Below are 12,322 nucleotides of genomic sequence, written 5' to 3'. Positions count from 1 at the left end.
CAAATTTCTTTAAAAAGTTAAGAAATTCACAAGTATTCGGAGATTATTAGACATATTATGGCATAATAAGCAATATTTCTTTCCATAACTAGTTTGATTATCCTTTGGGAAAGGCATATCATTAATGTGGTTTGTTATAATCGTAGTATTATTAATATTAAAGTTTTGAAAGGTATGAAGGTGATAAAATTGTTGTTAACAGCTTACTTGCTAGTACTATTACCTGTAGTTGTTGGGCTAGTCTTTCTAGTTTCAAAGAAAGGATATTATAAGCCATTAGCCTGTATGTTATCAGTTATTTGCGCTATTCTGGCGGTGATGGTGCTGATAAATGGGCCAACCAGGTTTGAGGTGAATGGAAGCTTATACAAGGCTGTAGAGGCAGGAATAATATTCCTTGAAGCCGCTATTGCCATATTTTTTATTTACGTGAGCTTAAAGCACAAAAGGTTTGCTGTGCTAGTTTTGAGTATTTTGCAACTTCTGGTGCTTACTTATACAGTAGTATTTTCTGAGGGAGAACATTCAGCCTTTATAAACATAGATAAGTTATCTATTGTAATGCTTGCAATAATTAATATAATTGGAACCTTAATAATTGTTTTTGCCAATGGGTATATGGATATATATGAGCACCACAGACATATGAAAAGCAGGCAAAGGTTGTTTTACTTTGTAGTGGCGGAATTTATCGGTGCTATGAATGCATTGGTTATATGTGATTCACTAAGCTGGGTACTATTCTTTTGGGAAGTTACCACTTTGGTTTCCTTTATTTTGATCAGTTATAACCAGGACGAAGAAGCATTTAACAGTGGGTTTAGAGCTCTAGGTTTAAACCTTATAGGAGGTTTGGCCTTTTCAATAGGAAATATTTTATTAGGTAGCCAGTTAGGCATAACCACCCTAACAGGTATAAGCGAAAAAGGAGCTCTATCCGGGCTTAGCCTTATTCCGATTTTTCTGCTTTGCATGGCAGGCTTTGTAAAGAGTGCGCAGTTTCCCTTCCAGAGTTGGCTTTTAGGTGCCATGGTAGCGCCTACACCGGTTTCTGCTCTGTTGCACTCCAGTACCATGGTAAAGGCAGGAGTATTCTTAATTATTAAACTTTCACCGGCCTATGCGGGAACATGGCTTGGAACATCCATAGCTATGTTTGGTGGTTTTTGCTTTTTATTATGTGCCGCTATAGCTATTTCACAAAGCAATGCTAAAAGAGTGCTTGCTTATTCAACTATATCCAATTTAGGTCTTATAATATGTACAGCAGGAATGGGTACGGCCATGGGCGTATCTGCAGCAATAATACTGTTGATATTCCATGCCATATCAAAAGCCCTGCTATTCTTGACAACTGGACAAACAGAGCATGTAATAAACAGCAGAAATATTGATGATATGACAGGGCTTATCAAGGTTGCTCCGGGTCTTACGCTGATTATGGCCTTTGGTATTATATCCATGATATTACCTCCTTTTGGGGTTTTGGTGACAAAGTGGCTTTCTATAGAGGCTTCTGCAGTAAATCCACCATTGGTAATTCTTTTGGCCTTTGGAAGCGCTTTTACTAATGTTTATTATATCCGCTGGATTTCTGCTATTTTATCAGCACCTATAAAGAAATTAAACCTGTCAAAGGATGCTGATAAAACTATATATGTTCCTCTAATAATACTGTGTTTTTCAGTTATTGCTACAAGTATAGGTATGGCTCCCATATACAATGAACTTGTATCTCCGGAAGTAAATTATATACTGCATGAAAAGAGTACCCTGGCAGTGGACGGAGGAAAGGTAATATCAGAGTTCGGTACCTTTAATAATACTTTGGTCCTAGCTTCCATACTGGTGATAATTGTGATATATGCAATAATAAAGTATGTGGTTGCAGCACCGGTAAAGATAAAACCTGTATATATGTGTGGAGAGAACAACAGAGAAGGAAGTAAAAAAGGTTTCAGGACCTTCGATGGAAGCACAGAACACACCGACGTATCAAACCTTTACCTTGAAAGGGTATTTAACGAGCAGAAGTTGAATTATTTTGCATATATAGTTTCTGGACTTGCGCTTATGAGCATGCTGATAGGAGGATTGCTATGAAGAGCTTAATAATAACTATAATTACAGTAATTCTTTCGCCAATTTTAGGATGTATTTTAACGGGCTTGGATAGAAAAATAACTGCCAAGCTTCAGAGCAGAGTAGGTCCTCCATTGCTGCAACCCTTATATGATTTGTTGAAATTACTTAGCAAGGAAAATATAGTGGTTACAAGGTTTCAGAACTTTTATGCGGTGAACTATTTGATTTTTATAGTTGCCGCCGTAGTAATGCTTATGTTGGGTATGGACCTGTTGATGATACTGTTTGTATTTACTATAGGCAATATCGCTCTGATAGTTGGAGCGGCTGCTACAGGCTCACCTTACAGCAAGCTGGGAAGCAAAAGAGAAGTAATAAATATGATCGTATATGAGCCTATACTCATCCTCTTTATTGTTGGAGTTTATATAGTAACCGGCTCCTTCAGAACTTTCAGAGTTATGAGCTTTGATAAGCCGCTTATCATGTATATACCGCTAATATTTATTACAATGCTGGTAATTATGCTGATAAAGTTTAAAAAGTCACCCTTTGACTTCTCAGGTTCACACGAAGCCCACCAGGAGCTTGTAAGAGGAATATATACGGAGTTTTCCGGTATAGGCCTGGCACTCATAGAGCTGGCACACTGGTATGAGTATACCCTCTTATTGGGGATGATGTTTCTGTTCTTTGCCAACAATATTTTTGGTGGTTTAGCAGTTGTATTGGTCACTCTTACGTTTGTAACACTGGCAGATAACATTACTGCAAGGGTTAAATGGCAGTGGATGCTGAAATTAGTTTGGCCGGTATTGAGCGGATTGTGTGTAGTAAATTTAGTATATCTATTTGTAGTTAAATCTTTGTAGGAAAGGCTGTGAGGAGTAACATGGCACTATCTTTGTTTTCAAATATTATGGACAAGTCTCCTTGGGTTGTTCATGTAAATTGTAATAGTTGTAATGGCTGTGATATAGAATATTTGGCCTGCATAACGCCACTTTATGATGCAGAAAGATTCGGAGTTAAGAATATCGGTTCTCCAAAGCACGCTGACATAATGCTAGTTACCGGATCCGTAAACCATAAAAATGTAAGTGTATTAAAGAATATATATGACCAGATACCGGAACCAAAGGCAGTGGTAGCGGTAGGGGCATGTGCCTGCTCAGGAGGGATCTTCCATGACTGCTACAATGTAATTGGCGGTGTAGATAAAATACTACCGGTAGACGTATATGTTTCCGGCTGCTGCCCAAAACCGGAATCAATCATGGATGGAATTTTAGAGGCAGCAGCAATAGTGGAAAAAAGAAGAAGGGAACTAAAGAATAAGGAGGTAGCAGCGACAAAATGATTCAGACCTATGATGTTGTAGAAAAAGTACAGTTATTAGATAGATGCTGGGAGCTTAAGGATAAAGGTTATAGATTTGTAGCCTTGACCTGTGAAAAGGTAGACCAGCAATATGAGCTTACTTATCACTTCGATTTAAATTATGAAATGAGCCATATAAGGCTATTCGCAGAATATAAAGAGGTTATACCTAGTATATCCAATATATTTCCTGCGGCCTTCTTAATAGAAAATGAATACCAAGACCTTTTCGGCCTTACCTTTGAAGGATTAATAATAGACTACAAAGGACATTTGTATCTTACAGCAGATGGTCCTGTGATGCCGCTGGCTTAGAAAGGAGATTTATTATGTCAAAGACGATTATACCCTTTGGACCGCAGCATCCGGTATTGCCGGAACCACTGCAGCTAAAGCTTTCACTAGAGGAGAATGTGGTTAAGGAGGCTATACCTTCAATAGGCTATGTCCATAGGGGTTTGGAAAAAATAGCAGAGCTTAAGGATTTTAACCAATCCGTTTATATAGTTGAAAGAGTTTGCGGAATATGCAGCTTTATGCATTCTATGGCCTATGTTAGAGGTATAGAAGACATAATGAATGTAACTATTCCGGAAAGGGCAGAATATATAAGAGTTATATTTGCAGAGCTATCAAGAGTTCAGAGTCATCTGCTTTGGCTTGGACTACTTGCAGATGCTTTCGGCTTTGAGAGTTTATTCTTAGAAGCCTGGAAGTACAGAGAGCAAGTTATGGATATCCTGGAAATGACCACAGGAAACAGAGTAATAATCTCTGCCAACAAGGTGGGTGGAGTGACAAAAGATTTAACTGAAGATCATTTGAAATTCATCATAGAAACAATAGACAGACTTGATAAAAACTTAAAAAGAATAGAAGATGTATTCTTAAATTCCTATACAGTAAAGCAGAGACTAGCAGGGGTAGGAATTCTGTCTAAGGAAGACGCAGCAGCTTACGGTGCTGTGGGACCAATGGCAAAGGCTTCAGGTATAGCCCTTGATATTAGAACTACCGGTTACAGCGCCTATAAGTATTTAAATTTCGAACCCATTACAGATAATGCTGGTGATAGCTATGCCAGATGCGTTGTAAGATTAAGGGAAGTTTATCAATCCTTTGATCTGATCAGACAAGCTATATCTAAGCTGCCATCCGGTGAAATATCTGTTGCAGTTAAAGGTATGCCAAAGGGGGAGACAATCTCCAGACTCGAACAACCCCGTGGTGAAGCCATATATTATATGAAGGCAAATGGAACCAAAAACTTGGATAGATTAAAGATAAGGACTCCCACCTTTGCAAATATACCGGCATTAACAAGAATACTTCCGGGCTGCAGTTTGCCGGATGTACCTGTATTAATACTGACCATAGATCCTTGTATAAGCTGTACAGAGAGATAGATAAGGCGGTGATATTATGTTAGAGATGCTTAAAGTTGTTTTGACTAACTTCACCTCAAAGGCACCTACAAGGTTGTATCCGGTAGCTGTAAGAGAACCCTTTGAGCGCACTAGAGGTCAAATAGTATTTGATGATACTAACTGTGTATACTGCACTTTATGTGCTAAGAAATGTCCTGCTGATGCCATAGAAGTTGATAGAACTACAAAGAGATGGAGTCTTAATGCTTACCGCTGTGTTATTTGTGGGGAATGCGTTAACTCATGTGCTAAAAAGTGTATTACTATGAAAAACGAGAGACGTAAACCCACCCAGGAAAAACTGTTCTTATCCTATACTAAGGAAGAACAGGAAGAGCTTTGTGTAAATAAATAATAAGTTTTGATAAATAGAGAAATGCTTCCGAACGCGGAGGCATTTTTCATTTATCCGGTTATAAAAATGCCTTACTCATCATAGAAAATATTATGAAATGAAAGTATATGGTTTTCATGATTAATATTATGTGGGGTGGGGCTTATGGATTGGAATAATGAGATAAAAATACTTAATAGGGCGCTAAAACAGTATAAGATGGAGAAAAATAAGTTGGAGATAAGTAGTTCTACAGATAATAGTAACCATGCAAATCAGATACAATATTTAATTTTGCAGAAGGAGCTGCTTATTCAAAATGTTGAGTCCAGAATAAAAATAGCAGAGAAAAAACTATCTGAAGAAGTAAATAAAAAATGATTTGTGTTTAATTTAGTAGGGTTTTATTAAGATAAATTTATCTTAGGCTGTGATGAAAAATTTGCTGTAAGCTCCAAGACAATGTATAATGTTTTATGGAATAGTTGTCCTAATTATAAGAATGATAATTTCATTTACGAAGGAGCAAGAGCATGTTTATCGAAGAAGTAGGATTAAAGGTCATAACAGGACCAATGTTTAGCGAAAAGAGCGGAGAACTTATACATTCTCTAAATATTGCAGAGGCCTATGAGGGGAAGAAGGTCATAGTATTTAAACCTGACAGCGAAACAAGAGATGGTAAATGCAGGGTAATTTCCAGAACTGGGCTTGTTAGGCCGGCAGTGGAATTACCTGAAATGATTACCGATGAAGTTATTGAAAGAACAATAAAACTGTGTGAGGATTATGATGTGATTGGCTTTGATGAAACTCAGTTCTTTAAAGGTAAAATTGTTGAACTTATGCAAGCTTTGATATTTACAAAGAGAGTAATAGTTTCAGGATTAAATATGGATTACGAGGGTATTCCCTTTGGTAAAATGGGTGACATTATAGCTCTTGCAGATGAAATAGAGCACCGTTATCCTGTTTGTGCATGCTGTAAAAAAAGGAGGGCCAACTTCAGCCAAAGGCTTAGCAACGGCAAGCCGGTAACTGTTAAAGGCCAAACCATACAGCAGGGAGACAAAGAAAGTTACGAGCCAAGATGCAGAGTATGCTTTGTACCACCTACAGAATAAAATATTATACATATATAAATTAATGAGAATATAAATGCCCTATGGTGCGACCTTACAGCTATCGGTCACTGGATGTAAGATAGGAATAAGTCCACCCTGTAGGGCAATTTTTATGTGATATTATTGGGTAGAGACATCTGCAAGATAAGAACTGTTGATGTCTCCCACATAGGCCGGCATAAGAATCTTATCTGCAGCATCTACAAATACATTTATATGTCTTTGCTTTCTAAGCACTTGAATAAAACCATTTTCCTGCATCAATTTATAAAGGGAGTCTTTATTTCCTATGGCCTCAATGTAATAAGGGGCCGGGAGTTTGATCTTATCCATAGCTATAAACTGTCCGGAGCAGATAAGTGATGAGTTAGCAGTTAATCTGAAGCCATTTAAGGATATTGCTTTTGCACCAAAGTTGCGAAGAGTCTTAATTATCTCCATCAGGTCTTCAGCATGGATTATATTGGCATCAGTCCACTGCCCCCCCTCTATACTATTACCATAATCATAGCTGTGGTCTTTTATGGATATCTTTATACCTTCACCGGTGGCTTCAGAGGTTCCAAGAAGCAGACGGGTATACTCCAATTCTTTTTCCATTTCCTTTGCCACTACAGAGGAGGTATTATTCTGATATACCGCAACCTTTTTTCTATTATCATTCCGCTGCTGCTTTAGGTTCATCAATTCCTTTTGAAGTTCATATCTGGTACTAACAAGCTTTTGGTACTGTTGAGCATTAACTATAATCGCTGTACTTTTGCTGTTAAAACTCAGGTTCAAAGATATCAGTAAACCAACTATAATTGATGCAATAAAAATAAATATCTTTATTTCATTGGTTTTCATCCTATCTTCCCTCCTTAATTTGCTGACTCCACAATATTCAGGCCATCGGCATTCAGCTTTCCGTTATACCGTCCGATGGTAAGGTTGTCAGACTTTTTTATTGTTACTTTATAGTTCTTTAGGTTTCTGAACTTTAAGGTATCATAGTTAATCAAGTCATCTTCCATCAGATCAGGATTACCAATAGCTTTTATGGTAATCAACTCGTTAGGTCTGATCAGGATATCGTTTATACTTATTTGTTGGTTGGTGGAATCAGCAATAACGGACTGAATTGTCAAGCGAGAATCATTTATAGATATAGCTTGGGCAGAAGCGCTGTATAATTCATTTACCAGAAAATAAAGATCAGTTGAATCCAGAAGGTCTATTTGACTGAAGACCTCAGCCTTTGGAAGCAGATATACAGTAATTCCGGGCCCGCTGACATCTGTTAGTCCCAATATTTTTCTGTTGGTCTCAAGTTCTTCTTTAACCTTAGCGGCATAGCTGTTTCGAGTGGATATACTATCCTCATAGGCTTTGATGTCGTCTAAAATTTCACTGTTTTCTTTTTCAATCAAGGCCTTTTCTTTTTTAAGTAGTTCGATCTCAGAGACAATATCCAACTGATTATGATCGTTAGTTGTAAGGGCCACAGCCTTATGTTCATAATAATATATAAACCTATTGATTAAAAGGAAGCCCAGTAGAGAAAATACAAAGGCATATGCAAGCTTAGATAGTATTTTTTTCATACTCCACACCCATACTAAATGTTTTATTTATATCATAAAAATGCTAATTCATATTCATGATTATAATTATATAGTAATGAGATTAAAAAATATATCAATAATTTTTTATTTTGTGCGAAAATTATTGGTACTTGAATACCTATGACAAAGAAGTATACAATGGAGGTGGAGTATTTGATAAACGTTTTTCAAATTAACTATGCACACATGGAGGTATAAAATGAAAAACAACGTTAATAAAGACGTGCCGCCTCAGGAAACTAAGAGAGCAGTATTGGAAAAAATAAAACTGCTATTTATCAATCCGGCCGAATTCTTCAGGTCTTATGATGATAAGTCTTGGGTACGGACTTTGACCCTTGTAGGGATAATAACAATGGTTTTAACCTTTATAGAACATTTTTTTATCAACCAGCCTCTTGAAATTGAACAGGAATATGCCAATGCAGGTATTGTGGCTACACCTACACTAAGTGGGGCTATAATAGTAACATTGGTTTTGATTTTAACTGCATTTACAATAATCTTTATAAATACTATACAATATTATATTCTGATTAGGATATTAGGCAGCAATATCAAGTTTGCAATGATTACCGCCGTTTATTCTACTGCTTTTGCCGTTACAATGGTAGGGGATAGTATTGTTAGTTTCATTAAGATGATACCTGTTAACTGGCCAGAATTTAATTTAGATCCTTATTTATCAGCAGTACTAGATCAGCTGAACTTATTCAACCTGTTCAGTTTAGTGCTTATGTTCTTTGGAATTAAGGTTTTTTCAAAATTGAGCAATAAGAGAATAATATTAGTTGTGGTACTAATGGTCATCAGCAAAGTTCTCTATAACTTTGGGTTAATATCTCTATCACAGGCCATAGGATAGAGGTTTGTATTAAGGGGGATACAAAATTGATTATTATGCAGGATTGTTCAACTCTCTATTCAGCAGAGGGCAGCTTTATGCTGGAGCTTCAAAATTATTATTTGAGGCAGCCTTACTATAAGACTGAGGGCCATCGACATCATTACCTGGAACTTTCCTGTGTAAAAGGCGGAAGAGGAAAGTACTATGTGGATGATGTAGTCTATGATATTGAAAAGGGCGATGTCTTTGTGTTTAATAACATAGAACATCATGATATAGACGTAGTGGGAGATGCCGACCTCATAAACATGGTAATCCATTTTGAGCCCAGGTTTATTTGGAATGAGGGAGGTAATATGTTTGATTACAGATATCTGTCTATATTCTTTAACAGAAGCAGTAGCTTTACTAACAGGCTTCCAAATGGTAATGAAGCTACCCAAGCAATTTTTAATATGATGCTTCAGATTGAGCAAGAGTTTATAAATAAGAATGTGGGTTATGAATTGATGATAAAGGTGAGGCTGCTGGAGATACTGGTGAGGATTATTAGGGATTTTGACTATGCAGCAGACAGCAGCTTAAAGCTGGAGAGCATAGATCCTCAGTTAGCCACTATCAATAAACTTCTAAAGTATATCGATGAGCATATTGAGGATGAAATAAGGCTTCAAGACCTTTCAGAGGTAGTCCACATGAATGCCTCATACCTTTCCACCCTGTTTAAGAGATACAACGGTATCGGGCCCATAGAATATATTTCCAGAAAGAGAATACATAAGGCAGTACAGTATTTGAAGACAACTGATAAGACTATCACTGAAATTGCCGGCCTATGCGGTTTTAATAACGCAGCAAACTTCAATAAGACCTTTAAGAAGTTTACCGGCAATACATCGTCGGAGTATAGAAATAATAGAGGAGTGGCTTTCTAGCCGCTCCTTTCTTACAGTAAATTTGAAAGTTCCTCTCCCTTAAGTATTTCAGCAATTGCCCTGATCTGAGAGGCACTTAATGGGTGTCTGGCCTTGTATAACACAGATATAGGCTGCTTTTCCTTAATCAATACTTCATCCAGCCATTGCTTGCTGAAACCTTCGTATTTCATATGCCAAATAAGCTTCCTAAGATGGTCGTCTCTTCTGTCCTGCTGTGAAAGCAAGGTAGCATCTTCTGTGATTATGGATACCTGAAGAGTGCTTTTCACATCCAACTCTATATCATTTAAAACCAAGGTTTCTTTAGAAGCATCGTAAAATTTGCTTATCTCTATTTCTTTTCCGTCTATCAGGGCTTTTATGCTGATATTTTCTTTTATTCCTCTAAAGTGAAGGCTGTAAGTTCTGCTCTCAGGTAGAATTTCTCTTGACCCTTCGGCGGATCCGATTGTAAAGATCATCTTATTATCCTGCCAGGCAGTAGACAATGGAGTTATGGCGTAAAGTCCTTTTGTGTAGTCTGTTGATACGCCGTCGTCTTCATAAAGCTTAAAGCTGCCACTTCCACCGGGGAAGATATATATATGAAAATCTGAAGGGTTTTCTGTTCTCTCTAGGCTTTTTTCCGCAGCCATTGGGACAATAGCACCGGCCTTTGCCACTACAGGAATATCAATAAGCTCACCGTAAAGAGCGTGAATTTTACCGCCATCATAGTGTTCTCCGGTAAACAGGTTAAACCAGTGGCCTTCGGGAAGCCATAGCTTTTGTCTGCTGAGGTTTAAATCCCTATCCATGGGCTCAACAAAAGGGGCAGCGATGAGTTCTGTTCCAAAGTAGTACTGATCTGGGCAGTGATAGGCTTCCTCAACCTCCGGATGCTCATGGTACATTGGCACTATTGGAGATAGGTCCTCAGTATGGTTTCTCCACATCATGGAGTATATATAAGGTATCAGTGCATGTCTAAGCTTCATAGCTGCTCTTGTGGACTCCAGTACATCCTTGCCCTTAGTCCAAGGGTGCCTGTCTATATAATAAACGTTGGTGCTGTGAAGTCTAAAAATAGGGCTAAATACGCCATATTGAACCCATCGGGTATATAGTTCCGGGTCTTCATAGCCGCCCATATGCCCTCCAATATCGTGGCTCCACCAACCATAGGCAATATTGGATGCCGTTGAGGTAAAATAGGGCTGGAACTTTAGGGAGTCCCAGGTTACGAAAGTATCGCCGGAGAAGCCTATAGGATATCTGTGGCTGCCTGGTCCCCCGTATCTGGAGAATACAAAACCTCTCTTTTTACCGTCCCTAGCTAAGTCATAGTAGTGAAGATGGTTTAACCAAGGCAGTGGATCAAGACCTTTTAGTTCAGTTTTGGTTCCCTGCTGCCAGTCCATCCACCAAAAGTCTACTCCTTCCTCCTCCCTAGGATGGTGAAGGAGCTCAAAGTAGTTCTGGACAAACTTAGGGTTGGAGATATTAAATTCTACCGGATCCTTTGCAGCGGGATCTTTTCCCATAGCTGACGCCATGGCCTCATACTGGTCTTCATGGGGATATACTCCGTCGGCAGGATGAAGATTCAGTGCCGTTCTCAGGCCATTTTCATGGAGCCAGGAGATAAAACCCTTTGGGTCCGGGAATAGGTCTTTGTTCCAGGTATAACCGGTCCAACCGGTGGTGTAAGAGTTCTTAACTATATGCCAGTCCATGTCTACAATGCAAACGGAAAGGGGAATATCGTAGGTCTTAAACTCCTCCATCAGATTCTTAAGCTCATCCTGGGTATAGGGCCAATATCTGCTCCACCAGTTTCCCAGAGCCCATCTTGGGAACATTGGAGTTTTGCCGCTGAGCTTTACAAAGTCCCTTATACAGTCTTTGTAATCATGGCCATAACCAAAGAAATACAGGTCTTTATAGGCCTCTTCCTGTTCACCTTCAGTAGGTGAGAACCTTCTGCCTACCCAGCAGTTCTCATCAAAAACAACGCTGGAGGAGTCATCAATCAAGCTCCATCCATCCCTGGAAAGCAGTCCATCCTGCAGGTGGGTTTCCCCATCAACGCTGTCCAGGGTCCTGGCAGTACCTTTTAGATTGCCGTGAGGTCTATCAAGATAATGCCAGGTCTTATTCTGATTCAGAAGTTCTATGGATAGACTATCATTGCTAAAGCCCTTTTTATTAAATTTATATTTTAGGTGGAGACACTCTGTAATAATCTCTAGGGAAGTATCGGTTTTTATAACCTCAAACTTCGGGACAGGCTGCTTCCTATACCAAAAGGCCAGGGTAGCCCTGTCCTCAAATTTATTCTCTATACTATATTCCATCCTTATTATTCTGGAGGTCAGAATAGAAAATCGTACAAAGGGTGCAGTTACAACAGCTCTTTCATCGGCCTTAGGCTGAAAGTTAATCTTAAAATGATCAGCAATATAGCTCATAATAATCCTCCCAATGCTTTATATTTATATTTACTATTCTAAATAAATGAGAAAATAAAGCTTCAATATTTTTTGGGATCATTTAAACATTTTTTAGGATATAAGTGGATGAGAGAAATCAATGTATAAT

The 12,322-nt window shown here is 38.3% G+C and carries 13 protein-coding genes; 10 read left to right on the top strand and 3 right to left on the bottom strand.

Annotated features, from left to right (window positions below; genetic code table 11):
• Positions 1-207 precede the first annotated feature (207 nt).
• The 8 genes from FHY60_RS17310 (at position 208) to FHY60_RS17275 (ending at position 6,350) form a co-directional block, all read left to right on the top strand.
• On the top strand, positions 208-2,103 hold the full coding sequence (locus FHY60_RS17310) for an NADH-quinone oxidoreductase subunit 5 family protein (RefSeq protein WP_180375440.1): 1,896 nt from the start codon (positions 208-210) through the stop codon (positions 2,101-2,103).
• Positions 2,100-2,957: a complex I subunit 1 family protein gene (locus FHY60_RS17305; RefSeq protein WP_139906185.1), complete on the top strand. Its 858-nt coding sequence runs from the start codon at positions 2,100-2,102 to the stop codon at positions 2,955-2,957. Before FHY60_RS17310 ends, FHY60_RS17305 begins: the two co-directional genes overlap by 4 nt.
• 20 nt (positions 2,958-2,977) lie before the next feature.
• Positions 2,978-3,445: an NADH-quinone oxidoreductase subunit B family protein gene (locus tag FHY60_RS17300; RefSeq protein WP_139906184.1), complete on the top strand. Its 468-nt coding sequence runs from the start codon at positions 2,978-2,980 to the stop codon at positions 3,443-3,445.
• The gene (locus FHY60_RS17295; protein ID WP_139906183.1) at positions 3,442-3,780 is read left to right on the top strand and encodes an NADH-quinone oxidoreductase subunit C; all 339 of its coding nucleotides are present in this window, start codon (positions 3,442-3,444) and stop codon (positions 3,778-3,780) included. The genes FHY60_RS17300 and FHY60_RS17295 overlap by 4 nt, the downstream gene beginning before the upstream one ends.
• A 14-nt stretch (positions 3,781-3,794) precedes the next feature.
• On the top strand, positions 3,795-4,871 hold the full coding sequence (locus FHY60_RS17290; protein ID WP_139906182.1) for a hydrogenase large subunit: 1,077 nt from the start codon (positions 3,795-3,797) through the stop codon (positions 4,869-4,871).
• A 16-nt stretch (positions 4,872-4,887) separates the two neighbouring features.
• Positions 4,888-5,247 (top strand): 4Fe-4S dicluster domain-containing protein, encoded by a 360-nt coding sequence (locus FHY60_RS17285; protein WP_139906181.1) that lies wholly within the window; start codon positions 4,888-4,890, stop codon positions 5,245-5,247.
• 144 nt (positions 5,248-5,391) lie between these two features.
• On the top strand, positions 5,392-5,607 hold the full coding sequence (locus FHY60_RS17280; RefSeq protein WP_139906180.1) for a hypothetical protein: 216 nt from the start codon (positions 5,392-5,394) through the stop codon (positions 5,605-5,607).
• Between the two features lie 152 nt (positions 5,608-5,759).
• Positions 5,760-6,350: a thymidine kinase gene (locus FHY60_RS17275; RefSeq protein ID WP_139906179.1), complete on the top strand. Its 591-nt coding sequence runs from the start codon at positions 5,760-5,762 to the stop codon at positions 6,348-6,350.
• A gap of 120 nt (positions 6,351-6,470) precedes the next feature.
• Here FHY60_RS17275 and FHY60_RS17270 read toward each other — a convergent pair whose 3' ends face one another.
• Together FHY60_RS17270 and FHY60_RS17265 are read right to left on the bottom strand one after the other, a co-directional pair.
• Positions 6,471-7,199 (bottom strand): DUF881 domain-containing protein, encoded by a 729-nt coding sequence (locus FHY60_RS17270; RefSeq protein ID WP_139906178.1) that lies wholly within the window; start codon positions 7,197-7,199, stop codon positions 6,471-6,473.
• A 14-nt stretch (positions 7,200-7,213) separates the two neighbouring features.
• The gene (locus FHY60_RS17265; RefSeq protein WP_139906177.1) at positions 7,214-7,936 is read right to left on the bottom strand and encodes a DUF881 domain-containing protein; all 723 of its coding nucleotides are present in this window, start codon (positions 7,934-7,936) and stop codon (positions 7,214-7,216) included.
• A gap of 220 nt (positions 7,937-8,156) precedes the next feature.
• Here FHY60_RS17265 and FHY60_RS17260 point away from each other — a divergent pair, with 220 nt between their 5' ends.
• Together FHY60_RS17260 and FHY60_RS17255 are read left to right on the top strand one after the other, a co-directional pair.
• Entirely contained in the window at positions 8,157-8,822 is a 666-nt protein-coding gene (locus tag FHY60_RS17260; protein WP_163193631.1) for a YIP1 family protein, read from the top strand.
• Positions 8,823-8,857: 35 nt separating this feature from the next.
• Entirely contained in the window at positions 8,858-9,739 is an 882-nt protein-coding gene (locus FHY60_RS17255) for a helix-turn-helix domain-containing protein (RefSeq protein WP_243122299.1), read from the top strand.
• A gap of 11 nt (positions 9,740-9,750) precedes the next feature.
• Here the strand turns inward: FHY60_RS17255 and FHY60_RS17250 are convergent, their stop codons facing one another.
• A complete protein-coding gene (locus FHY60_RS17250; protein ID WP_139906174.1) occupies positions 9,751-12,192 on the bottom strand; it encodes a glycoside hydrolase family 31 protein in 2,442 nt (813 codons plus the stop codon).
• Positions 12,193-12,322 lie beyond the last annotated feature (130 nt).

Source organism: Clostridium thermarum, assembly GCF_006351925.1.
In the GTDB taxonomy this organism is placed as follows: domain Bacteria; phylum Bacillota; class Clostridia; order Clostridiales; family Clostridiaceae; genus Clostridium_AU; species Clostridium_AU thermarum.
Note: the sequence above shows the minus strand (reverse complement) of the source record. Positions and strands in the feature narration are given on the sequence as shown.